This window comes from Alicyclobacillus hesperidum, from assembly GCF_900107035.1.
Classification (GTDB): Bacteria; Bacillota; Bacilli; order Alicyclobacillales; family Alicyclobacillaceae; genus Alicyclobacillus; species Alicyclobacillus hesperidum.
Map to the genome: position 1 here is coordinate 41,332 of NZ_FNOJ01000001.1, position 24,327 is coordinate 65,658.

Consider the following 24,327-nt stretch of genomic DNA (forward strand, 5'->3'; position numbering starts at 1 on the left):
GCCAGTTCACGATTCGTATTGAACCAGCGTGTGAATCGGAATATCACCCAAGCGAGAACGCCCCGCCAAGGCCTTTAACTCGATGAAAAAAGCCGCGCCGACAACTTCTCCCCCCAACTTGCGCACCAGTTCGATGGTCGCGCTCATCGTTCCCCCAGTCGCGAGCAAATCGTCTGCGACGACCACACGTTGTCCCTTTTGAATGGCATCACTATGAATTTCGAGCCTATCCTGACCATATTCTAAGTCATAGGTCACAGATACTGTGGTATACGGCAATTTGCCCGGCTTGCGAACTGGCACGAAACCCAGTCCCAGCGTCGCTGCTAGCGGTGCACCAACCACATAGCCACGAGCCTCCGGTCCTGCGATCACGTCAGCACCCCACGCCCGCACGCGCTCGGCGAGATCGGCAATGGCCTGTCGGTAGACGGGACCATTGCCCAAAAGCGGTGTAATGTCTCGAAACAAGATGCCCGGCTTAGGAAAGTCCGGAACATCGCGAATCCAATCACGATATCGAGTGGTCAACACATTCTCTCCTCTACACCCTTTGCTGTCGCTCGTACAAACCCGAGCCTGTCCACCCACTGTCATCTAATGGCGACAAGTGCTCGCGCACGAGCGACTGGTATGTCATTGCATCGCGTAAATCGCGCTTTTCTCCCTCTATGACATGATACGCACCATCGCGCTCAGCGGCAAATCCCAATTCGACAAATGTCGCCAAAATCGCAGCGAGCTCTTCGGGTGTACTGTCTTCCCCGCGATTGTGCAAATGCTCAAGCAAGGCTTGTGCCCGCGTGACACCTTGGCGCAAGAGGCGGTACACTGTGGCAAAGCGCGATCGCAAAACCGGCGCATCCAGCACCCATCCGCGGCGAATGAGCAACTGCGCAGAGCGCCTGCCTTGCCATACGTTTTCTTCGATCTCGACCAAAAACGCACAAACCTTTGGCAGGCCTGCCGCCAACCTGGCAGCTGCAAGCGGCGGTAACTGAAACCAAACTGCATCCTGTTCGACGCCGCCTTCTGCAAGCCTAAGGCGCACATGTGAACCATTTCCTATCTTCGTAGCCTGACGTACTTCCACTGGCCCAACAAATAGTTGCAAAGGTTCGTTTTCAGGCCCAAACGGCGCGAATCGCTGTGCCCACTCAAGCAACTCCAACCCATGTTCCGACAGTGGCAGATAGTCATCTGCGAGCATCTCCTGTGAAGAGCATGTGACTGTGTCACCATTTGCCTCCCGCAAACGCGCCACGGCTGCTGCGAACGCCGTTCGAAAATCGGCCAAGGACGACGCTTGTAAACCGCAACCAATTGCCGCATCGTGGCCGCCATAGTGGCTGAGATACGATGCGCAAAGGGCCACCGCCGAGTGCAACGAGGTGCCAGAAGGTGCCCGCCCGGACCCGCGCAACGTGCCGTCCTCCATATGGGCCAGCGCGATGGCCGGGCAACCAAAGTGGTTCACCAATTTGGCTGCTACAATGCCGACAACGCCTAATGGCCACGCGCCACACGCCACGACAGCGTCAGGGTTGGATCCATACATCGATTCGACCTGGGCGATGGCTTCTTGCGTCGCACGCTCCGTCGCCTGTCTCCGCTGGACGTTTAACCTCTCGATCTCGTCTGCGAAATCGAGAGCCTCTGCCCGGTGTTCGGCCATGAGCAAAGAAAATGCCGTACCCGCGTGAGCCATTCTTCCGGCCGCGTTTAAGCGCGGCCCAATCCGCCACGAGATGTCACTTACGGACAACTGGTTCACATCGACCCTGGCCCGTTCACAAAGCAGTAACCAGCCAGGGCGCTGGCACCTGCGCAGAGCGGTAAGTCCTTCGCGGACGAGCCGTCGGTTCTCGCCACGCATCGGCATCATGTCGCTTACAGCACCAAGCGCCGCAAGGCCTATCAACCACTCCTCGTGAAACTGTGCAGGAGCACCTTGCGCCCGCCGCGGATCGACTGTTTGTAAAGCTTGCGTCAGCTTCCACGCCACGCCGGCACCAGACAGTGGGCGGGACCGTTCCTTGTCGGCGTGACGGCTATAGTGAACCACAGCGAAGGCACCTGTGAGAATCTCATCTCCCGGCTCATGGTGATCCGTAATAATCACGTCGATGCCAAGATCGCCAGCCACTTCCAGGGCGGCCTGTGCCCGAATGCCATTGTCCACCGTGACAATGAGGGTGCCTCCAAGTTGTTGTGCACGCTCGACTAATGACGGCGCCAGTCCGTAACCGTCTGCAACCCGCTCTGGAATGATGCAGTGCCAGTTGGCGCCCCGCGCCTCAAGTTCACTCGCCAGAATGGCGCTCGCTGTCACACCATCCACATCGTAATCACCAACAATCACAATCTGCTCACGATTGCGCACCGCTGACAAGATGCGGTCGACAGCCAAGCGCATATCGAAAAAGTCGAACGGATCTGTCCACGCCTCGCGCGCAAACAAAAATCGACGGGCCTCATCTTCGCTGCTGATATTGCGCGCCAACAGCCAGCGCGCAACACGCGTCGGCAGTCCCAGACGATCCGCAAGTGAGACGGCATTCTCCGGAGGGACACTTGCGGCCCTCCACAATGGTTGCATATTACTCACAATCCCTATTCCCTTCTCTTCGCTCGTCCCCCGCCTCATATGGGTTCACGTGAACAAACACGTCTTGCACACGAGCGAATTTCTCACGCAAGACGCGCCGGACCTCCGCGGCAATTTCGTGGCCTGCGAACACAGTGATGTCCCCATCCACCGCAATCTCGATATCAACAATCACGTATTGGCCGTGATCGCGCACGCGCAGTTCATCAATGGCCCGTACCCCGTGTACCTGCATCACTTGTTCACGGTACGGATGTAAGGCGGCTTCTTCTAGCACGACCCTGTCCATCAGACTCTGTAGCGAGTCTTGCGCAATATGAATGGCCATTTTGAGGACAAGACACGCCACGAACAGGCCAGCGGCGGCATCCATGTACATGAGCCAGCGGATACGCAGCCGCTCACCGATGATGGCCAGGACAATGCCGACGAGCGCCGCCAACGACGAATAGACGTCGGAACGGTGGTCGTATGCCTGTGCCATCAGGCTCTTACTTTGCAAGCGACGGCCGATCCGGACGTTATATCGAAAAAGTAGCTCTTTGACTACGATCGCGACGAAGGCCATTTCGGCTGCCGCCAGTTCAGGAGCTTTAGGGGACTTCATAAAAGACGAGATCGACGACACGCCTACATCAATGGCGGCGGCAATCAACAAACCGGCTACGACGATGGAAGCGATCAACTCCGCCTTGCCATGGCCGTATGGATGGTCTTCATCAGGCGGTTTGCGGGCGATGCGAAGCCCAATAATGACGGCCAAGGAGCCGACGAGATCAGAAGCTGAGTGGACCGCGTCAGCGATGAGGGCGTCACTGTGTGCTATCGCGCCAACGAGTCCCTTCGCAGCCGTAAGGGCGACGTTAAACCCTGCATTGGCATAGGCGATGCGAGTTCCTTGACGCACAAGTCTGGTTGTTGCATCCACTGCGGATCTCGTCCTTTCCCACGCGTGACCGATGTACGTTTGCTAAGTGTGCTAACTAAATTAAAGAAGCGCCCCTTGGGAGCGCTTCGGCGCAACATGAATCACTGCACACTTGCTTCATTGGCAACAGCTTTATGTTTACGCATGGAGCGACCTCTCCATGCAACCCAAATCGGACTCGCGATAAATATGGACGAGTATGCACCGCTGATGAGACCGATGATGAGTGCAAACGTGAAGTTGCGTATGGACACCCCGCCGAAGAAGTAGAGAATCACAGCCGCAACGAGCACGGTAAAGACCGTGTTGATAGATCTCGTCATCGTCTGCCACAGGCTCTTGTTGACCACGTCGCGCAGGGCATCGATGTCTTCCGGCTTGTGAATTTTCACGTTCTCACGGATGCGGTCAAAAATTACGATGGTGTCGTTGATGGAATACCCCACAATGGTCAGCAAAGCCGCGACAAAGGTCAAATCGACTTCGCGGCGCAAAAGAGCAAAGGCAGCAAGGACGATAAAGGCGTCGTGCAACAGGGCGATGATGCCGGCAATCGCAAAACGGAATTCAAAGCGGATGGCCACATAAACCACAATGCACACCGCCGCCGCGAGCACGGCCCAAATCGCTTTGCGCGCCGTTTGTTGTGCGACAAACGGATCGACCGAATTCACCTGAATGTCTTGCTTGGCGCTCGGAAAGAATTTGTGTTCAGCCGACTGAATGGCGGCAATCTGTTTGGCGCTCAACTGTTCAGGGAGTGTGACGATGGCGACATTACGTTCAATGCCACCAACCGTGAGACCGGTGTCGCCAATCGTGAGGCCGACGGATTGAAACATTTGTCGCACGCGGGCATCGGGAACTTGTTGATTCAATTGAAACTGGATTCGCGATCCGGCTTTGAAATCTGTGCTTAAGTTAAATCCGAACAATGCGAATACGATAATGCCGGCGATGGTAATGGCACCTGACAGCATAAAAAACCACTTGCTCAACCGAACGATGTTAAACCTGGGTTTCATGCTGTTTCAACACTCCCTTCCCGACGCCGTACCACCATGGGCGGCGAACGGCGCCAGACGCCGTGAACGTAAGCAGCATGAGGCGGCTGAGCAACACTGCTGTCAAAAGGCTGACGATGATGCCGACCATGAGCGCGACGGCAAACCCCCGAACGTCCCCTTGTCCACCGAAAATGTACATGACAGCACCAGCAATAAACGTCGTCGCATTCGAGTCGACGATGGTGCGCAAGGCGTTCTTGTTGCCGATACGCACTGCGGATCGCAAACTGCGGCCGTTTCGCATTTCGTCCTTAATGCGCTCATATGTGATGATATTCGCATCGACCGCAATCCCCACGCCCAGCACGAGAGCCGCCAATCCCGAAAGCGTGAGTACGACGTGCAGACCCGAGAAGACGAGCAAAGTCAAATAACCGTACGCGATGAGCGCAATATCGGCGATAAGTCCGGCCAGGCGATATACACAAATCATGAAGGCGAAGATGATAATGATGGCAATGAGACCTGCGACCATCGTCCGCTGTAAGCTCGTTTGGCCAAGCGACGGACCTACGCTCGTCTCACTCTCGAGCGTCAATGGATACGGGAGTGCGCCCGCATTCAACTCGTTTGCCAACGCCATACACGCTTGCGGCGTCGTCAGGCTGCCACCCGATATTTCACTGCTACCACTGTACATAACCTGCTGAATCACGGGATCTGTCAGCAATTGCCCGTTGAGAAATACAAAAATCGGCTTACCGACATACTTTTTGGTGATGTCGATCCACTTCTGCGCCTGTTTAAACTCGATGGCGACCGCATTTTTGCCATCTTGCTGATCCACGACCCACTTAGCATTACTCTTCAGGTCGGCCCCGGTCGCAAGGGGTGCGCCAACAGGTGTAATTTTTCCTGTCTTTTTGTCAATGGTTGCGTCCCCGTAAATGGCCAGCTGAGCGGTTGCACCGATGACTTGTACCGCCTCTTGCTGATTCTTCACGCCTGCAACCTGGACGCGGATCTGATCTTGCCCAAGTTGGTTCTTGCCTTCGAGATCGATGCTTGGCGATGAAACGCCAAGCGAGTTCACGCGCATTTCAACCGCCTTTAATAAGGCTTGGCGGCCGCTGTCCGAAAGCGATTGCCCTTTTGGCGTATCGACCGCGTACAACAAATCGACACCGCCTCGCAAGTCGAGCCCGAGTGGAATCGACTTCCATACCTGTGGAACTGTGCCCGCTGTAACGCCGATGATAGCCGCGACCATCAGCAGAAACGCGAACAGGCGTCCCCATTTCATAGCTTGTCCTCCTTCAGTCCGCCGTCCAACCTCGCCCGGCAAACGGGTGGCGTCGAACACAGCGAACGATCCGCTGTCGATTCCAACAGCATGCCATGTTCAGTATACGAACGACAAATTTCGCCGTCAAACAAAAAAAACCTGCCCCGCGGCACGAGTGCGTACGCCATCCCTGCCGATGTCACGAACGCGGTGGATCACCAAGTCCATCTTGCATTTGGCGATAGGCGTTCACCGTCAAATAGTTCATGTAATCCGTGATGCGAACGGATAGAATGAGTTCCACCAATTCGTGCAATTGAATGCCAAACCGCACTTTTGATTCGATGTACGACCAAAACTCGTCAAACTCTACCCGATCATAGCCGAGAAGCTTAAATTCCTCGATTTTGGCTCGGCAGAGTTCGAGTATGGCCGCTTTGTGTTCCGCGATCGACGGTAGTTGAAACGGATCCATGCCCTATGCATCTCCCTTGGCTTGCCTGAGCTATCTATGTTTCCACCCGCACAGTGCAAATTCCTCTGTGGTCCAAAAAAAGGACTACCTCACGCCCGTTTCGCATACGGAATAACGTACATGTCCGCCGCAGACAGAAATCAAAATGGGAGGTACTGTACCGTGAATCGCCACACCTTCCTGCACGGAGCGCTTGTGCTGATGATCGCTGGGCTCGTCACCCGCGTGATGGGTTTTATATACCGCATCTTCCTCACTCGCATCATCGGAGCCGAGGGGATGGGGTTGTTCCAAATTGTCTTTCCCATTCTTGGCTTGGTTTTGACCTTTGTCACCATGGGCTTCCCCTTGGCCATCTCCAAGCTCGTGGCAGAAGCGGTCGCACAGCGCGATCGCGCCCGCATTCAGCGCATCATGCGTATCTCAGGAATTTCGGTCGCGTCTCTTGCAGTCCTGTTCACTCTGCTCATGTACCTATTCCGTCACGCGATCGAAACACATTGGCTGACCGACCCGCGCGCCTATCCGGCGTATCTTGCAATGATTCCAGTAGTCGGCATTATCGCCATCTCAAGCCTTTACCGCGGCTACTTTCAGGGACTGCAAGACATGGCACCAACGGCGTGGGCCTCGATTCTTGAGCAAACGGTGCGCATTCTAAGCATTTGGATCCTGGCGGCATACTTTGTCCGCTATTCGCTTTCCTACGCCGCTGCCGCTGCCATGATGGGCATGGTTCTTGGCGAACTCTCCGGCCTTTTGTTTATGGTCTTTCAGCAGCGTCGGCGAGCGCGTCTGGTAGACGTCATCCCTGACCCTGCCTACACACGTGCCACCGAGTCGATGCGAAGCACTGTGCACGCGATCGGCCAAATTTCACTACCTGTGACCTTAAGCAAATTGATCTGGTCGCTCTTGTTTGCAGCGGAACCGGTACTGGTCATGCGTGCGTTGCAGGCCGCAGGCTTTGTCACGAGTCAAGCCACCAGCATGTACGGCGAGTACAGCGGCATGGCGATCCCGCTGCTCGTGTTCCCGACGGTCATCACATCCTCACTGGCAACCAATCTTGTGCCGGCTGTGTCGGAAGCCGCGGCCGCAGGCGAGATGTTCCGCATCCGCAAGCGACTCTCGCAAAGCTTTACTGCGACCGCACTTGTCTCGTTTCCTGCGTCCGTGGTGTTCACGCTGTTCGCAGGGCCTCTCACGACCGTCATTTACAAACAGCCTAATATCGGCCCCATTCTCGCCATTATGGCTCCGTTTGAGTTTTTGCTCTGCCTGCAAGCGCCCCTGACAGGCATTTTACAGGGTCTGAACAGGGCTGGTGTCGCAATGGTCAATTCCATTGTCGGTGGCGTCGCCAAACTGTTGCTCATCGTCGTGCTGGCCCGTCGCCCCGAAGTCGGTATCCTCGGTGTGAGCATGGCAACGGCGTTTTCGTTTACACTCTCGACGCTTTTAAACTTGTGGTTTGTCGTACGCATGATTGGCTTTCACATTCGACTACAGTCGCTCCTACGCGTTGGTATCGCTGCAATTGGGATGTTCGCGTACATGCAGGCCATCACGTTCCACCATCGCCCATTGCCCGGCTCTACCCTGCTCCTGGCCATTGGCGGTGGACTTATCGTCTACTTTGCGCTCTTGTGCGCCCTGAGGGTACTCACGAGCCGAGCCGTCTCGCGCATTCCCAAAGTGGGTCCAGCGTTGGCACGAATCGTCCGCTGGATGCCCTTTGCGGTGTGAGGGACAGCATGGACACGTGCGCGTCCCCTATGTTTGATCCCGCTCGTCAATCCATATACTTCCGTCCGAATCGATGGTCGCATAAAATACGTTTTCCAAGGTATAGCCACGATGCCTTAGCTCATCTCGCAGCCACACCTCATCGCGGCCGATGAGGGTGAGCGTCTTTGGCACGGGGCGGCCATCGATGACAAGCGGCCATGGAATGGCTTCTGCCGCGACCGGCTTGCCCAAGTCGCGCGGTGTGAGGGGGCGTGCCTCGGCTTTCGGAATAACACTCAATTGGCCAGACGTCTCCAGTATCGCAAATTCCACATCCGCTACGTTCGCGACACCTTTTTCGCGAAGCTGTGTGAGCAAATCGTGAACCGAATAGCGAATTCTTCGCATTTCCCTATCCTGAATTCTCCCATGTTCGATGAGCACGGATGGTTCACCATCAATCAAGTGGCGAAAACGATGGCTCTTGATCTGGAGAAACGCGACTGCAACCTGAAATAGCACAAGCGACGCAATGGAAATGGCCGCCTCATAAATGGGCACGCGTCGGTCCTCCATCGGCAAGGTGGACAGCTCAGCCATCATGACAGATACGACGAGATCGAACACGGAGAGTTGACCAATTTCCCGTTTGCCCATAATGCGCAGGGCAATCATCACAATCAAATAGAGGACGAGTGCGCGTACCGGAAATTGCCATAAGGGAACGCTATGCATGGCTAATCCCTCCGGCGCTAGTATGACCTGGTAGCACCGTCGTTCATGCGTCCTCGAGGCGGAAAAACGTGAAGCGAAGCGGGAAAGTAGAAAACGCAGGAACTCTCAAACATCTGCCCACGCTCCCGTCTTCGCAACAGGGCACTACGCCATCGTTTGCTCGGAAGCTGTGCTCAGTTGTGCAAACATCTCAGCCACCCGATTGAATAAGTCTGGGCCGTCCGCGACGTCTTCAAAAACGCGGTATGTAGCCGTTGTCCGCATGGAAAGTACCACATGGTCGGAGACGACGTAACGATGTTGTTCGATCGCGTTCACGACGCGATCGCAAACTCCCGCAAGCTCTGTTTCTGCAACATCCGGCAGGACGATCAAAATTTCGTCTCCTCCGTAACGACAAGCGAGTTCCGTATGGCGAAGGCATTGACGAACGAGCACACCCACTTGGCGTAGAACCGCGTCCCCCACATCAAATCCAAATCCTGTATTGACTTTGCCAAACTGGTTCAGGTCAATACAAATGACCCCCCACTTTGTCACACCCTGCATCATGTCATCGCGGATCCGAATGTTGACGAAGTGGTGCGTGTACAAGCTGGTTAAACTGTCGACAAACAATTGCGTATCGAACTCTGGCGCATACATGGCCGTTCGGTTGCGGCCCCGCTGTTTTGCGCCCCAATACATCGCACTGTCGGCCTTGAGCAGGAGATCCCGATCCGATAGGCTATGGTCAGGACATGTGGCGACACCGACGCTGACGGAAATCCCTTGCAGGTGGTAGCCATGAAACTCGACCGCCAACCGACTCACCTCTTGCCGAATCTGTTCCGCAATCCGATAAGCCTCTTCGGCGTTCGCCCAGATGAGGATCGCAAACTCTTCGCCGCCGTACCGCGCGGCGATTCCGTGAACTCCGGCATGCCGCTGCAGCAAGCGGCCAACCTCACGCAACACGACATCTCCCGCCAAGTGCCCATAGGTGTCGTTGAACTTTTTGAAGAAGTCAACGTCGGCAATCAACACCGAAACGGGGCGGTTCTCCGTTACAGACGTTTGCACCCGCTTTGCCAATTCCTCGTAGAAATAGCGATAGTTAAACAGGCCCGTCGCCTCGTCGCGAAATGTGCGTTCCTGAAGTTCCTGGTAGAGCTTCGCGTTCTCAAGCAGAACGGAAACTTGGTTGGACAGAGTGTCCATATATTGGTGTACATGTGCAAAAGCCCGAGGCCGTTTGGCATAGCAGACGATCGCGCCGTGTGCTTTCAGATGGGCATGCATGGGGAAGATGGCCATACTTAAAAATGTTGGGTGATCTCCTAAAATGCGTACGCGCGCGTCCTTACGAACGTCCGGAATGTGCACGGGATCGCGGTGGTGAATAGTTTTCCAAATAACACCACCCGCCTCCTCAGGCCAACCGTTCTTGTCAAACAAGTGATCGTACGCCTGCGGATACACAGCCATAGGGACAAGCGCATTGTGCTCGTTGTCGATCAGAAATACGACAACACAGTCGGCGAGCGTCATGCGGCGCGTGAGAATCGCCGCGTCCGCCGCGATTGCGCGGATATCAAATTCGGTGGCGAGTTTTGTTGTCGCCTCGTGAATCATTTGTAGATCAAGCGTCTGCCGATGCGCCCGCAACATATATGCAAGCATTGCCAACGGCAACATAACGATGGGCGCGAACCACACGTTATCAGGAGCCAGCGCCAGTACAAGGACAGCAAACGGCAGGCAAAGAGCCAGATTGGCGGCGTCCGTGACAAGCGCACTAACGATGGACGACGGCAACAAGTTTCCGCGAAGCCACTGCAAGGTGTGAACGAGCAAGTGATTGACCACCAAAAAGACCAGGGAACCGGCGGCGAGATCGAAAAGGACAATGGCATGTACGGAGACAATGGGCAAAGAATGAAGTGCGTGCAAGACGAGCCATAAGGCGCATGTGCTAAGGGCATACTGCCCGGCGTTGAACAATACTATGACGCTGTCCCACGTTCGCAAGAACAGCGGCGCCGCACACGCTGCCAACATTCCACACACCATCGCGGGTTCAAGCCCCCCGAGGCCGACGAGCGCGATGATGACGGCCGGCAACAAAGACGCCTGTGCCTGTCGTAGCGGGATCGGGAGGGATTCGAGCAAGCACGCAATGACCGCCATCGCGGCGACGAGCCAGCCATTCTCATGGCGCAAACTCGGCAAACCGTATAATGCAACAAGGCATCCGGCGATTCCGACAACCGCACTGTACACGTTCTGGCGCCATAACGTTGTACCCTCGGTCATGCCCTCACCCCCGCAGCAAACCAATTACAGAATTCTTCAAGTTTCCAGTATAAACAATTCATATCTATTTGGACAAGATCATATTTATCTTGATACCCGAATATTTTGTAGTGAAACTTGTACAAGAGGTGATGAACGTGCCTCAGGCGGAAGGTGGCAGCCGGCTCGACGTACTGCGTGCAATACCGGTTTTGTATGGATGTCTTTGGAGTCTTTTCATTGCTTTCTTAGGGACGGTCGCAATTTTTCTGTTCGCACGATCCAGCGAATGGGACGTCAACTCGCTTACCGCGGCTGCTTATGTCGTGCACTGTGTTGCCGTGTTTTGCGGCGCGATCGCGGCGGCCCGCCAAGTGGAGAGCCGAGGATGGTTTCACGGGGGCGCAACCGGTCTTCTTTATGCCCTTATCATGGTAGCTATCGGGCTATTCGTGTATAACACGTTCACGATGGACGGAAGTGGCCTGTTTCGCGTATTGCTGATGGCAGTCATCGGTGCATTCGGCGGCATGATAGGAACCGCATTCACGCGTAAATAGGGTTCATGCGCACACGTCGCACAAGGTGGCATGACCAAGCCAACCAGCAAAACGGCCGCAGGCGTATGCCCACGGCCGTTGTCGTAATTCGTCACGACTCCCCATGCTGCTTGTGATGCTCGTCAAACTGACGCTCCGCGTCAGAACTTGTCAGTTCGTCATCGACTTGATCCACGGTTTCCGATACGCCTGACACCACGTTATCGTCCGCCTCCGGCAACTCGTCCACTTCGTCGTTGTACTGCGCCGGCCCCTCTTCAATCACGCGCACAACTGCGCGTTGATCCATTTCCACATTCACACCCTCTGCAATTTGGGCGACGACGATATCGCCGCGCGTCTCCACGACTTCGGCATATAAGCCGGACGCCGTCATCACGCGTGCTCCAGGGCCAATCTGCTTCATCATTTCTGCACGTTTCTTCTGCTGACGGCGCTGTGGCACAATCATCAAGAAGTAAAACACGATCACGACGATGATCAGAAAAATGAGACTGCTTCCGCCTTTCAATCCAACACGTCCTCTCGCTGACCAGTATAACCATACGTTTCATAAAATTCGCGTTTGAGTTGCAAAAACCTGTCTTCCTCAATGGACTTTCGGATCTTGGCCATCATGTCGAGCAGGAAGTGTACATTGTGATAGCTCGTCAGGCGCAGGCCTAAAATCTCGTCCGCCTTAAGCAAATGTCGGATGTATGCCCGCGAGAACGTCTTGCAGACACGACACGAGCACGCCTCGTCGAGTGGGCGGAAATCGTCGCGATATCGAGCATGTTTGAGCACGCGTTTGCCCGTTGCAGTGAAAACCGTTCCATTGCGTGCGATGCGGGTGGGCAGCACGCAGTCAAACATATCGATCCCACGCTCCACGCCCTCAAAGAGATCATCAGGGCTACCGACTCCCATCAAGTAGCGAGGCTTGTCCGCTGGCAGCAAAGGGGTGGTGTACGCGAGTATCTCGTACATCAATGGCTTCGGCTCGCCGACGCTAAGCCCTCCGACCGCATAGCCTGGAAGATCGAGCTCGACGAGGCGCTCCGCCGCTTCTCTACGCAAATCGAGATGCTCACCACCTTGCACGATGCCAAACAAGGCCTGCTCCTCTGGTCTGCGATGCGCTTCTTTGCAACGCTTTGCCCATGCCAGGGTGCGATCCAGCGACGTGCGCAAATACCCTCGGGACGCAGGATAGGGCGGACATTCGTCGAGTTGCATGATGATGTCGGCACCCAACGCGTTTTCAATGCCCATCACCGATTCGGGCGAAAAAAAGCGTGGACTCCCGTCGATGTGCGAGCGGAAGGCGACGCCCTCATCGGTGATTTTGCGCAGACTCGCCAGGCTGAAGACTTGAAACCCGCCACTGTCCGTCAAAACCGCTCCTGGCCACTGCATGAAACCATGCAGGCCACCAGCCTGGCGCACGATATCTTCACCTGGGCGAAGGTGTAAATGGTAGGTATTCGACAAAATGATCTGGGCTCCGAGCTCGGTCAGTTCCCAAGGAGCCATCGTCTTCACCGTCGCCTGTGTGCCGACCGGCATGAACACTGGCGTTTCGATCTCGCCATGAGGAGTGTGAACACGTCCACGACGCGCTAAAGTGTGTGAGCAACGCGCAATCCGTTCATACGTTACCGGTTGCTTCAACGGCGGCCCTCCTCGTAATGAACATCGCGTCACCGAAACTGAAGAACCGGTAAGACTCCGCGACGGCTTCGGCATAGACGGTTTTGGCAAACTCTGTGCCCATCAACGCGCAAACAAGCATAAACAACGTCGATTTTGGCAGATGAAAATTTGTAATCAACGCATCTATCATCTTAAATTTATATCCAGGGTAAACAAAAATATCCGTCTCATCCTGCTTGGCTTCAAGCGTTCCGGACGCACCTGCCGCTTCTAATGTACGTAGTGCCGTCGTGCCGACCGCGACGATGCGCCGCCCCTCTGCCTTTGCCTGGTTGACAGCTGCGGCCGTCTCTGGACTCACCTCATACCATTCGCTGTGCATGTGATGGCTTTCAACCGTCTCAACTTGTACAGGTCGAAATGTGCCAAGCCCAACGTGCAGGGTGACATGTCGGATATCGACACCCTTCGCACCAATGCGCTCCAACAATTGCGGCGTGAAATGCAGTCCCGCGGTCGGTGCCGCAACCGATCCAACGCGCTTAGCGTACACAGTTTGATAACGTTCCTGATCCTCCAGGTTATTGTGAATATAAGGTGGGAGCGGCATCTCGCCATACCGGTTGGCGATGTCAATGACCGACTCCTCAGTGAGGAATCGAATTTCTCGGATACCTTCTTCGCCCTCCGCCACCACTTCAATTTCAATGGCATCTTCGCCTTCACCAAGCGTGAGTGGCGTTCCTTGACGAAGCCGTTTTGCTGGGCGGGCCAAGGCATACCATGTGTGCGAATCCGCTTCGGACGGGCGTAGCAACAGCAGTTCTACCTGGGCTCCCGTCGCACTTTTACGAGCATAGAGACGCGCTGGCAAGACGCGCGAATCGTTCATCACCAGCACATCACCCGGATGTAGTTCTTCGACAATGTCGGCAAACTTGCGATGCCATATTGCTTGCACGACCGGATCGACCACAAGTAGACGGGATTGATCCCGTTCTGGCAACGGCTCTTGGGCAATCAAGTGTTCCGGGAGGTAATAGTCAAATTCATCGACCCGCACAGGTATCGTCCCATCCTTTCCTTACACACAATTCCGCACAGCTTGCGCTGTGCGGACGGGGCAACTTCACCCATTATACTGATACTGTTGTGTGGAATTCAAAGTCGATGACCCGACGGCACTTTCCACAATCGAGGCTACTTGCTGATAGTCTCCCGTGTTGAAACCGGATAACGCCGTATGCAAGTCGTGCGCCTCGGCGAGAACCGTCTGTAAGTTGGCCGAATTCAGATCGGTCAACTTCACCGGTACCCCCACTTGTTGCGCGAGTAAGTATGTGGCATATTGCCCGGGCGATACGTGCGCAGCTTGGGCCTGTGCCCACACAGATTTGGGTACATCCATATGGTACACATTCCCCGGATCACGCCTACCCAATGCCGTATGGATGGCCGATATGACTTCTTCATCCACCGCATGCACATCGGCACTCTGCGCAACAGAGGCCGTTGTCACAACAATGCTGTCATTGCGGGGCAACGCCTGTGTTTGTGCGAGCTTCCTGACCACTTCGTCCACGGCCGATGTAAGCCGCAAACCTTTTACTGGGACAGCCGAGAGAACCTTTTGTCCCTCTGAGTTGAGCCCACGCGCCGACACAACGCGCATTTGCGCATCGACGGCGAAGCTCACTTGGCCGTTTGCGTCCAAAGATACCAACGCATAGTCGGAGCGATGGGATATTGCGCCGACCATCAGCCCTCCAATGAGTACACAGCACGCCACAACAGCCGCCAAGCCCGTCGTTCGCCAGCGTCGACCGCTGTTGCCTAGGTTGCGCAAGGCACGAGCGTATCGGTGCTCTCGCGACGCCACCGAGCACAATTCGCCAACCTGTGCACCCTCCCTCACGCGGATGCGTCGAAAGCTGCCGTCGCGCATGAAAACAACTGCACAATCTCCGTCAAGCGATAAGATAACGGCCTCTTCCTCATCCCTTCTCCGCATGATGTCACGCCCCTTCCGCATTCATCAAGAAGGATTTGAGCAGTGGAAAATCACCCGCAAGTAAGATGACGATGGCTAAAATATATTTGCGCTGCCTCTCCAGCGTCTTTCGCGACACGTTGACCCGATCCTCCAGCGCTTTTAACGGAAGTGCACGCCTGCGTTCGACAAAGGCCAGCAACTCTGCGTCCGAAGCGATGGCGCGTGCACAGGCCAATGCATTCCGCCGTGCATCCTCGTGTTTTGGCGAAATGTCGATCAATTCGTGGAACGACAGATCAAACGCCGCCAGCCGATGCGCATACTCTTCGATTTCGAGAGCACGCATAGCCGCCTCCTGCTCTGCCTGATGAACTTCCAGCGATGAACTTACCTCCGCCCAATTGGAGACATTGTCTTCGTCGTCAATCACATCGAATTCGCTCCACGGCAATTGCTTCAACCGATGCTGATGCTGGCTTCGGAAGAAATCGATCAAACGCCTGCGGATTACCGTCTCGGCAAACGTCAAAAATGACGCTGCCTTGCCTTCCTGAAAACGATCGATCGCTTCGTTAAACGCGGACAAGCAGATACTATATTCGTCGTCAGCTTTGGGGTCGATATACCTGCGTGCCGTCTGTGCCGCAATCCGCAGAATAAAAGGAATGTACATCGCAATGAGCTCATTGCGCGCACTCGCATTCCCGGATTTTGCACCGTGGAGCAATCGGGCTAACTCGTTCCGTTCCTCGATACGACGCCCCCGAAACGGCAAAACGCCCACGCTTCCACCTCTCTTCACGCATTCGAATTCTCCGCCCCAATTGTGGGGGTACGTCCGAGTGTCGTTCAGACAACCGGGCCACTATCGCACAGATGCTTCAGACTCTTTCACGATCATGGCATCTTTCTGCCAAAATGTCGATATGCCGCCGGCATCACCACACGTCCACGCGGCGTGCGCTTTAACAGGCCCATTTGTAGCAGATACGGTTCATAGACGTCTTCAATCGTGCTTGCTTCCTCACCTACAGCCGCCGCCAGCGTTTCGAGCCCAACGGGTCCCCCGCCAAACTTGTCGATGGCGGTCATCACGATCCGCTCGTCGGTCGCATCGAGCCCCAAAGCGTCGACCTTTAACCGCGATAACGCCATGCCTGCCAAACGCTCATCAACGGTGGTCCAGCCGGAAACCTGCGCGATATCTCGCACCCGCTTAAGCAACCGATTGGCAATGCGAGGCGTGCCGCGCGCTCTGCGGGCCACCTCAATACACGCCTCTTTCGTCAAAGCAACCTGCAGGATCTCAGCGCTGCGCGCCACGATGTACGCCAACTCCTCGACTGGGTAATAATCAAGATGCAGCATCACACCAAATCGATCGCGCAGCGGCGCCGATAAAAGCCCAGCTCGCGTCGTCGCACCGACCAACGTAAACGGAGGCAAATCCAGACGCACTGATCGCGCAGACGGCCCTTTTCCGATCACGATATCAATAGAAAAGTCCTCCATGGCTGGATACAGCACTTCTTCGACAGTTCGCGACAGGCGGTGAATTTCGTCGATGAACAGGACGTCACCCGGTTGCAGATTCGTCAAAATCGCCGCAAGATCACCTGCTCGCTCTATGGCGGGTCCCGAGGTCACGCGGATGTGGACGCCCAGTTCATTGGCGATGATCATCGCGAGCGACGTCTTACCAAGCCCTGGAGGACCATACAACAGAACGTGATCCAATGACTCGCCGCGCTCCCGTGCAGCTTGAATAAAAATTTGCAAATTTTCCTTGACTGCCCTTTGACCGATGTAATCGTCGAGAAAACGCGGCCGAATCGAGTCAAGTGTCATGTCTTCGCGGCTCCACTCTGCGGACACAACGCGATCCTCCATGCACTCCCCCTCCTTCTCGCAAATGTCGTCCCATGTTCTCTATTCACGAGCCGACGTCAAACGCGGCTACTCTGTTGCGCATACAGCCACGCCAGCGCGGTCTTCACCGTATCCTCAACCGTCTCACCAGGACGGCGTTCAATGGCCGCAATAGCCTGTTCCGCCTCGCGCGGTCTGTAACCCAAGGCGACGAGTGTAGCGATCACGTCGTCCACGTTGTCGTTTTCGGGAACGTTAGACAATTCTGTGGCCATCGGCTGGATAAGCGCCAGGTCGGCCAATTTATCTTTTAAATCGAGCACCATGCGCTGTGCCGTCTTTTTCCCGATACCGGGAAGAGTGCATAAGTAACTTGTGTCTTCCGACTGCACTGCGGCGACAAGAGACGGAACGCTGGCCGCTCCTATGATCTGTAAGGCTAGGCGTGGGCCAATTCCGGAGACGACGAGCAACCTCTCAAAGAGCGTTCGCTCTTCAGCCGTCGCAAACCCGTATAAGACGATGCCGTCTTCCCGCACGTGCTGGTAGGTATATAGGTAAGCCTGTGCCCCAATGGGATACTGTGCCAAGGCACCATCCGCGACATGAACGCGATAACCGACATCGTGGACGTCGAGATCGAGAAAGCCTGGACCGTGATGCACCACCAGCCCCCGTAAAAACGCGATCATCGTCCTCCCCTCCGTTCCCAATGCCAGCCCGTGCTCTTCCGCTCGCGTACAGCATCTCCGAAACGGGCGATGGGTCCTGTGTGCGCATGTGCGATGGCGACAGCGAGCGCATCCGCCGCGTCGTCTGGCTTTGGAATGGCAGACAACGACAACAAAATCTTGACCATTTGTTGCACCTGCTGCTTATCCGCGCGACCGAACCCGGTGACGGCTTGCTTCACTTGCATCGGCGTGTACTCAAAGACAGCCAAATCTGCGTTGGCGCCTGCCAACAAGGCCACACCACGCGCCTGCCCGACTGTAAATGCCGTTGTTGTGTTGCGGTTAAAAAACAGTTCTTCCACCGCCAATACATGTGGCCGATATGCGTCGATAAGAACTGTCAACTCTTGATAGATTTGCTGTAAGCGCTGTGGCAGCGGTACATGTGACGGTGTTTCCACGCACCCGTACACAATCTGACGAAGTTTGCCGCCCGCACGTTCGATGACACCGTAACCAAGCCGTGCGAGGCCCGGATCAATCCCCATGATGCGCTCTGCATCCACCCGCATGCCTCCTCTTGTTCGTTTAGACATTCGTCGCTTCTCGCAGATCTCCTACCCCATGTGCGAGTGAAAAAAGTTCTAGTACGAATAAAAAGGGAGCGTTGTGTGACGCTCCCAGACGATGACCTTCCATTTATATCGCCAATTCGCGCTGCTCTCCGTCTTGCGCCGCATGGCGTTCATAAACAGGTTCCATAAAGTACCACGACAAAGGTACATTTAACCGCCAAGCTGGATGTTCCGCAACAAACGCAACAATGGCATCGTCGCGCACGCCATGTTCTTCCCAAGCAACCGTGCCTTCGTCACTTTCTGTCACAAACAGCGCACTGTGCAGGTGTCTTTGCGCGTGCAACGGCACATCGCGCTGACCAAAGTCGGTCAGCGACGGGGTATCAGCCCGTACCACAGCCGGTGCGGCAACACTCCATATCACCGGGAATAAAACGGCTAACGTATAAGCACACGTATTTGCGATCCGGCGGCGCTTGTGAGCCTGGCGTCTGGTGGTCAAAGCCCTCACCTCTCCGGCTGTTTGCACAGCCATTGCTCCTCGCCGTTAATGTGTGCGTCAGTAAACAAGTTATGCAAGATTAGTCCGTTTCCTCTTCGTCGCCCATCTTGACGTTTGTGTACACGGTCTGCACGTCATCACAGTCCTCCAAGGCTTCGACAAGTTCATAGACCTCTTCCAACGCCTCGTCCGACAATTCGATTTTCGTCGCAGGTTCATACACAAGCTCGGCATCGTCGTATTTCACGCCAGCCTCCTCGAGCGCCACACGCACCTGCTTAAAATCTTCGGGTGCGGTCACGACAACGAACGCGTTCTCCTGCTCGATCACGTCTTCGGCGCCAGCTTCCAGCGCGAGCATCATCAGTTCGTCCCCCTCAACGCCCGCTTTTGGCACCTCAATTTGGCCCTGGCGTTTAAACATCCAGGCAACAGCGCCTGATTCCGCCAAACTGCCGCCCCGTTTGCGAAAAATATGGCGAACCTCGGCCGCCGTGCGATTTCGGTTATCCGTGACGATCTCGATCAGCAAGGCAACCCCGTGAGGTCCATAGCCCTCGTACAGAAGTTCCTCGTACGTCACGCCCTCCAAGGTCCCAGTCGCCTTCGCAATGGTACGCGAGATGTTTTCGGCCGGAAGATTATTCGCCTTGGCCCGCTCAATCGCGACTTTCAAGCGAAAATTGGTGTCCGGATTGCCGCCGCCCTCGCGCGCCGCTTGGTAAATATCCTTAGAGAGTTTGGTAAAAAGCTGGCCGCGAATTGCGTCCTGCTTGCCTTTACGTCGCTGTATGTTATGCCACTTCGAATGTCCTGACATGCTACTCACCCTTTTGCGAAATCAATGTCCCCAATCGCGGAGATAGCGAAAATCGATACCAATCGTGCGCCCCGAAAGCTTCGCGATGATAGGCGGCTTACGCTTGTATTGATTGCGCGCAACGCGCTGAACGATATGGCGCACGAGCGATGCGTCGTAGCCGCGCTCGATGATTTCATCGGGCGTCAAACGGAGATCGACCCACTGATACAGAATCTCGTCTGCATCGTCGTAGGTAAAACCGAGCTCTTTTTCATCCGTTTGATCTGCCCACAAATCGGCGCTCGGCGCCTTCTTCAGAATGCTTTGCGGGACACCGACATATGCGGATAACTGGCGAACCTGACACTTGTATAGATCACCAATCGGATTGAGCGCGCTCGCCATATCGCCAAACTGAGTACCGTAGCCAAGCAACAGCTCCGTTTTATTGCTCGTACCGACAACGAGTGCATTCATCGCTGCAGACAAGTCGTACAAGGTCACCATCCGCTCGCGCGCCATGCGGTTACCCCGTCGTAAGGGCGACGCCTGTTCACCCAACAGCTTGTCCATCTGTTCAAAATAGGCGTCGACCGGCCCTGTGATTTCCACCACCGTATGCGGAATGTCGAGATCGCGCACAACTTCCATGGCATCCGCGAGGCTGGAGGGGCTGCTGCTGCGATACGGCATGAGCACGGCGTGCACGTGTTCGCGGCCAAGGGCACGCGTGGCAAGATACGCGGAAAGGGCTGAGTCGATCCCGCCCGACAAGCCGAATACGACGCGCTCAAAGCCCACTTTGCGCACCTCGTCGCGCAAAAACCCTTCCAGCACCGATGTGGTCAATTCTTCACGCAAACGCAATGCCTGTTCAATGTCCGGGCGCACCGAAATCCCCCCTCTGCAACAAGGCTTGGAGCTGCGAAGCCACCAAATGGACGCGTTCGTCGCGGACCAGTGGCGTCGTATAACGCGTACGACGCGTCAAGCGGCGGTCGATCTCGGCGACGATCAATTCGCTCTCACCGGTTCCGGCCTCGACCAACCAACTGCCATTGGGTGCGACAATCCCGCTCCCACCATAAAAGTGCACGCCGTCCTCGTAGCCGACGCGGTTGGCAAAGACGATGTGCACGCCAAGCAACTGTGCATACATCTGCAACAGATGCCGCCAGAACGCATGCGAACCAAATTCCGCTGCCGCCATCGTATTTCGCCATGGACTTGAAGCTGGTACCAAGAGAAGCGTCGCCTTCTGCATCGCAAGCAGGTATGGTGCAGACAGGTGCCACGCGTCTTCGCAGATCAGGACGCCGAGCGTCCCGAGCGAACTTTTCCATACGTCAAACCGGTCGCCAGGTGCAAAATACCTGCGCTCGTCGAACATACCATACGTCGGCAGGTACACTTTACGATGCTTATGTACAACTTCGCCTTTTGAAGCGTAAAGTGCCGTCACGTAGAATCGGTGATCGTCCGTTTCTTCCACAAAAGAAAATAAGACGTCGATCTCCTTACTCATGTCGACAATGGATTGAATTTCCGGACTCGCCGCCGAGCGAGCCACCTCCAACGTCAAATCCTGTGTCTGGTACCCGGTCAGTCCGAGCTCCGGAAACACAATCAAATGAGCACCCTGCGCCGACGCCTCGCGTATGTATTCGTGATGACGCTCTAAATTCGCGCCAATATCGCCCAATTTGGGCGCCATCTGCGCGATCGCCACGCGTTGTATGTCGAAAGCCACGGCCATTCCCCCAGTACCGTTGATACCCAAACAGTATACATGCGCTGGCTGACAAACGGAAGAAAGGCGCAGGCTCGAGGCGCCATCACGCCTCGAGCCGCAGTTTGGCGAGCACAGCCTTATTCAACTCGGATCGCCGCCGCTCGCACGCGACCGCGTATTGCACCTTGGCAACCGCATGATGCCGCTCCTCGGCCTCGGCCTTTCCCCATTCGGCAAGGGCGCGTACCCAGATATCTGGCCATTGGGCCAAACCGAGCAAGATCGCCAATTCATTGCGCCTTAAGGCCGCGTGCTCCGCATAGACTTCCCACATTTCCTGGTACTCAGGCACTCGAAGTTCGTTTAAGAACAGCGTATGGCTGATGAATTGCACGGGATCGGCATACATGTCGTCGTAGCCGGCGTGGTCAAAGTCGATCAAGGCGATATTTCCATCGCCATCAATCAGCACGTTGTGCGGAGCGAGATCGCGGTGGCACAAGGTCGCCCGCTGGCGCCACTGCGACCGCGTCTGTTCCAAATTTGCTCGATACAGCGCAATGGTGCGCTCTGCCCGCGCCTGCGCCTCGACTGCAAACGGCGCAAACTGTGACAACTCGCGAGCGGCTTGCGGCCATAGTTTCGCGATCGCGTTTGCCTTGACGCGCAATTTGCCGTACAGCGACCCTCGTCGCAGTGTCCGATGTTCTGGGTACCCGGCCGCTTGCACAGCCCGCTGTACCTTTGCGACGGCGGCAATTGCCCGCAGTCGTTCATCGCGGCTCGCAGTCTGAACGTGTCGTCCGGGTAGCCAAGGCTGCAAGTATCCGCGGTTGCCATCTTTGCATTCTGCGAGCATTCGCCCGTCTCGCTTGGGCAAGGGGGCGGCCGCTCGCACATCGGCGCGATCGTAAGCCTCTAAGGCTCGCGCCAGCGCCTGCAAACGTTCGTCCGTATCGCCGAAGGCCGCCTGTTTCCAGATGTATCGCCGTCCGTCTGCCGCGACAATGCCATATACTGTACGCTTACGCACAATGCATTCGGCGCAAATGCCGTAAGCGTTCTTCGCGACTGACGCCACATCCGGTGCGTCCATACCTACTCATCCTCGCGCAGGCGAACGGTAAAAGGCTTTGACCATCCGTCATCGTCCGTCTGTGGCACTTCGCCGTCGGCCCACGCCTTCGCTTCCTCCTGCGATGGATCAGATGGCGTTTCGTACGATCGCCACTGGTCGCCCTGAACCGAATCGATCGCACGCAAATGAGGCTCATCCGGATCGGCCGGGGCAAACCACGCATCAGCGGACAAGCGATACGGATTGTGCGTATGCGGACCGGCTTCACCGGGCACTTCTGCTTGTGGCGTCGGTGCGGGCTGTTGCATGGAAGGAGCCACAGGCGTCACGCTAGCCGTCGTGTCCGTCGTCCATCCCGGGGCCGCAGGCGTCTCTGCGACAGGCGCTGCACCCTGCGCAGGCGCGGCAGAACCGGGACCATGTGCATGACCCGGGACATAGCCTGGCGCGTAGCCTGGCGTGGGCGCCGCATAACCCGGTGCCTGCGGATACCCCGGCGCGTAGCCTGGCGTGGGCGCCGCATAACCCGGTGCTTGTGGGTACCCCGGCGCGTAGCCTGGCGTGGGCGCTGCGTAACCCGGTGCTTGTGGGTACCCCGGCGCGTAGCCTGGCGTGGGCGCTGCGTAACCCGGTGCTTGCGGATAGCCAGTGGACGAAGTGGCATGAGACAACGGCACATACACAATCATGCCGGGCTGCAACGGTTGCCCTGCAACAGTCGGATTGAGATGCTCTACTTGAGCGACCGAAACGCCATAGCGGGCTGCGATCTCTGCCCACGTCTCGCCAGCCTGCACATGGTGCGGCCAGACGAACCCGAAGTAGGGTTTGGCTTTAGCCTGCTTGGTCGTTTTGGCAGACGACGCTTTCTTCGCCTTTCCGGACTTAACGGGTTTTCCGAGTTCCGGAATGACGATGGTCATTCCTGGTACGATGTCGTTAGCGTTCTGAATCTGCGGGTTAGCTGCCAGTAATAAAGGCAAGCGAACTCCGGTCTTGCGGCTGATTTGATATAAAGATTCACCTGGTTTCACGACATACTTCTTCATCTACAAAACCTCCTAGGCGAAAGGGCAGTCGCATCACTGCAGCAGTATATGCACTCGCCTAGGAAGTGGCACTCGGCCACACGGTCGACGCGTCATCGCAGAGGAACGGTCGGTGAACCTTGGTAATACGCGTTTGGCACCGGCCCTGTCATAACAAGGTACACAACCGGTGCCCTCGTCTGTACCGTGGTCGGAACATGAACCAAAGGCGTAATCACCATGACGTTGGCGGTCAGTTCGAGGTACACGACGTGAACCACCTGGTTTACGCCCTTCGACTCAATATCCGTTTGCAAATTGGAATGGACGGTTCCCATCAAGGAAAAGCGAACGGGCACCGTCAAGGCATAACCGGAGAGAAGAGAACCACTGAGCAATTGCAGCACCGGCAACCGCAAGTGTTGATGGGACAACTCGCGCAAGCGAGTTTGCGCATCGCGCGTGGCAACACCTTGAAGTGCTGCTAATTTAGCCATATCCAGACTTGTGACCGCCAGCGACGTACCGCCCGCCCCGCGTTCGATCTCGCTGTTGACCAGCGACTTGGCATCCGGATAATCCGAAATGGCATCGACAAGCGCTTCGTTTAACGCCTCGCTGCCAATGCGCTGCGCAAGTGCTGAAGAAGTGTTTATGACAATGGGGCGCAAGCGATAATCAATCAAGAAAATGAGCCCGACAAAGACGAGGATGGCGCAGGCTACAGGCCAAAACCAAGCGGGTAAGCGCGGATGTGAAGAACGGTTGGAAACATGTATCGCGTCACTCCGACTGGCGGATCGGACAGGGCGCGCAACAAAACGCCGTGGCAC

General features: G+C 55.9%; 25 protein-coding genes. 2 read left to right on the forward strand and 23 right to left on the reverse strand.

The window, feature by feature from the left end:
* Window positions 1-6 precede the first annotated feature (6 nt).
* The 6 genes from BLU70_RS00180 to BLU70_RS00210 form a co-directional block, all read right to left on the reverse strand.
* Window positions 7-534: an adenine phosphoribosyltransferase gene (locus BLU70_RS00180; protein WP_006446393.1), complete on the reverse strand. Its 528-nt coding sequence runs from the start codon at window positions 532-534 to the stop codon at window positions 7-9.
* A 10-nt stretch (window positions 535-544) separates the two neighbouring features.
* Complete coding sequence (gene recJ / locus BLU70_RS00185) at window positions 545-2,599, reverse strand: single-stranded-DNA-specific exonuclease RecJ (RefSeq protein ID WP_074691149.1); 2,055 nt, start codon at window positions 2,597-2,599, stop codon at window positions 545-547.
* A gap of 1 nt (window position 2,600) precedes the next feature.
* Window positions 2,601-3,536: a cation diffusion facilitator family transporter gene (locus BLU70_RS00190; RefSeq protein ID WP_143027446.1), complete on the reverse strand. Its 936-nt coding sequence runs from the start codon at window positions 3,534-3,536 to the stop codon at window positions 2,601-2,603.
* Between the two features lie 101 nt (window positions 3,537-3,637).
* Window positions 3,638-4,561: a protein translocase subunit SecF gene (gene secF, locus BLU70_RS00195; RefSeq protein WP_040289035.1), complete on the reverse strand. Its 924-nt coding sequence runs from the start codon at window positions 4,559-4,561 to the stop codon at window positions 3,638-3,640.
* A complete protein-coding gene (gene secD / locus BLU70_RS00200; protein WP_074691151.1) occupies window positions 4,545-5,846 on the reverse strand; it encodes a protein translocase subunit SecD in 1,302 nt (433 codons plus the stop codon). The genes secF and secD overlap by 17 nt, the downstream gene beginning before the upstream one ends.
* Window positions 5,847-6,027: 181 nt before the next feature.
* Complete coding sequence (locus tag BLU70_RS00210; protein ID WP_006446388.1) at window positions 6,028-6,303, reverse strand: post-transcriptional regulator; 276 nt, start codon at window positions 6,301-6,303, stop codon at window positions 6,028-6,030.
* Between the two features lie 162 nt (window positions 6,304-6,465).
* On the opposite strand from BLU70_RS00210, the gene spoVB reads away from it, so the two are divergent.
* Entirely contained in the window at window positions 6,466-8,052 is a 1,587-nt protein-coding gene (gene spoVB, locus BLU70_RS00215; RefSeq protein ID WP_040289033.1) for a stage V sporulation protein B, read from the forward strand.
* Window positions 8,053-8,079: 27 nt separating this feature from the next.
* On the opposite strand, the gene BLU70_RS00220 is transcribed toward spoVB, so the two are convergent.
* Together BLU70_RS00220 and BLU70_RS00225 are read right to left on the reverse strand one after the other, a co-directional pair.
* Window positions 8,080-8,769 (reverse strand): DUF421 domain-containing protein, encoded by a 690-nt coding sequence (locus BLU70_RS00220; RefSeq protein ID WP_040289032.1) that lies wholly within the window; start codon window positions 8,767-8,769, stop codon window positions 8,080-8,082.
* A 144-nt stretch (window positions 8,770-8,913) separates the two neighbouring features.
* Entirely contained in the window at window positions 8,914-11,064 is a 2,151-nt protein-coding gene (locus BLU70_RS00225; protein ID WP_074691155.1) for a sensor domain-containing diguanylate cyclase, read from the reverse strand.
* A 131-nt stretch (window positions 11,065-11,195) separates the two neighbouring features.
* On the opposite strand from BLU70_RS00225, the gene BLU70_RS00230 reads away from it, so the two are divergent.
* Window positions 11,196-11,603: a TIGR04086 family membrane protein gene (locus tag BLU70_RS00230; protein WP_040289030.1), complete on the forward strand. Its 408-nt coding sequence runs from the start codon at window positions 11,196-11,198 to the stop codon at window positions 11,601-11,603.
* Between the two features lie 91 nt (window positions 11,604-11,694).
* Here BLU70_RS00230 and yajC read toward each other — a convergent pair whose 3' ends face one another.
* From yajC to BLU70_RS00305, 15 genes are all read right to left on the reverse strand, one after another.
* Window positions 11,695-12,114 carry a preprotein translocase subunit YajC gene (yajC, locus tag BLU70_RS00235; RefSeq protein WP_006446383.1) on the reverse strand — a complete coding sequence of 140 codons (420 nt, stop codon included), beginning with the start codon at window positions 12,112-12,114 and terminating at the stop codon, window positions 11,695-11,697.
* A complete protein-coding gene (tgt, locus tag BLU70_RS00240) occupies window positions 12,111-13,256 on the reverse strand; it encodes a tRNA guanosine(34) transglycosylase Tgt (protein ID WP_074691157.1) in 1,146 nt (381 codons plus the stop codon). Before tgt ends, yajC begins: the two co-directional genes overlap by 4 nt.
* Window positions 13,234-14,301, reverse strand: a complete 1,068-nt coding sequence (gene queA / locus BLU70_RS00245; RefSeq protein ID WP_006446381.1) for a tRNA preQ1(34) S-adenosylmethionine ribosyltransferase-isomerase QueA — start codon at window positions 14,299-14,301, stop codon at window positions 13,234-13,236. The genes tgt and queA overlap by 23 nt, the downstream gene beginning before the upstream one ends.
* Window positions 14,302-14,367: 66 nt before the next feature.
* The gene (locus BLU70_RS00250; protein ID WP_006446380.1) at window positions 14,368-15,249 is read right to left on the reverse strand and encodes an anti-sigma-I factor RsgI family protein; all 882 of its coding nucleotides are present in this window, start codon (window positions 15,247-15,249) and stop codon (window positions 14,368-14,370) included.
* Window positions 15,250-15,253: 4 nt separating this feature from the next.
* Window positions 15,254-16,033, reverse strand: a complete 780-nt coding sequence (sigI, locus tag BLU70_RS00255) for an RNA polymerase sigma factor SigI (protein ID WP_244885061.1) — start codon at window positions 16,031-16,033, stop codon at window positions 15,254-15,256.
* Window positions 16,034-16,128: 95 nt separating this feature from the next.
* Complete coding sequence (gene ruvB, locus BLU70_RS00260; protein WP_006446378.1) at window positions 16,129-17,121, reverse strand: Holliday junction branch migration DNA helicase RuvB; 993 nt, start codon at window positions 17,119-17,121, stop codon at window positions 16,129-16,131.
* A 56-nt stretch (window positions 17,122-17,177) separates the two neighbouring features.
* Entirely contained in the window at window positions 17,178-17,792 is a 615-nt protein-coding gene (ruvA, locus tag BLU70_RS00265; protein ID WP_074691159.1) for a Holliday junction branch migration protein RuvA, read from the reverse strand.
* Entirely contained in the window at window positions 17,789-18,346 is a 558-nt protein-coding gene (gene ruvC, locus BLU70_RS00270) for a crossover junction endodeoxyribonuclease RuvC (RefSeq protein WP_006446376.1), read from the reverse strand. Before ruvC ends, ruvA begins: the two co-directional genes overlap by 4 nt.
* Window positions 18,347-18,473: 127 nt before the next feature.
* Window positions 18,474-18,881, reverse strand: coding sequence for a hypothetical protein (locus BLU70_RS00275; protein ID WP_040289028.1), 408 nt, complete (start codon window positions 18,879-18,881; stop codon window positions 18,474-18,476).
* Window positions 18,882-18,933: 52 nt separating this feature from the next.
* On the reverse strand, window positions 18,934-19,674 hold the full coding sequence (locus tag BLU70_RS00280) for a YebC/PmpR family DNA-binding transcriptional regulator (RefSeq protein WP_074691161.1): 741 nt from the start codon (window positions 19,672-19,674) through the stop codon (window positions 18,934-18,936).
* Between the two features lie 21 nt (window positions 19,675-19,695).
* Window positions 19,696-20,547 (reverse strand): NAD+ synthase, encoded by an 852-nt coding sequence (locus BLU70_RS00285; RefSeq protein WP_052012242.1) that lies wholly within the window; start codon window positions 20,545-20,547, stop codon window positions 19,696-19,698.
* Window positions 20,531-21,412 (reverse strand): nitrilase-related carbon-nitrogen hydrolase, encoded by an 882-nt coding sequence (locus tag BLU70_RS00290; RefSeq protein WP_074691162.1) that lies wholly within the window; start codon window positions 21,410-21,412, stop codon window positions 20,531-20,533. The genes BLU70_RS00285 and BLU70_RS00290 overlap by 17 nt, the downstream gene beginning before the upstream one ends.
* Window positions 21,413-21,491: 79 nt before the next feature.
* Window positions 21,492-22,484 (reverse strand): phosphotransferase, encoded by a 993-nt coding sequence (locus BLU70_RS00295; RefSeq protein WP_006446371.1) that lies wholly within the window; start codon window positions 22,482-22,484, stop codon window positions 21,492-21,494.
* Between the two features lie 2 nt (window positions 22,485-22,486).
* Window positions 22,487-23,515, reverse strand: coding sequence for a LysM peptidoglycan-binding domain-containing protein (locus BLU70_RS14310; RefSeq protein ID WP_074691163.1), 1,029 nt, complete (start codon window positions 23,513-23,515; stop codon window positions 22,487-22,489).
* Window positions 23,516-23,607: 92 nt separating this feature from the next.
* The gene (locus BLU70_RS00305) at window positions 23,608-24,327 is read right to left on the reverse strand and encodes a sporulation protein YunB (protein ID WP_244885062.1); all 720 of its coding nucleotides are present in this window, start codon (window positions 24,325-24,327) and stop codon (window positions 23,608-23,610) included.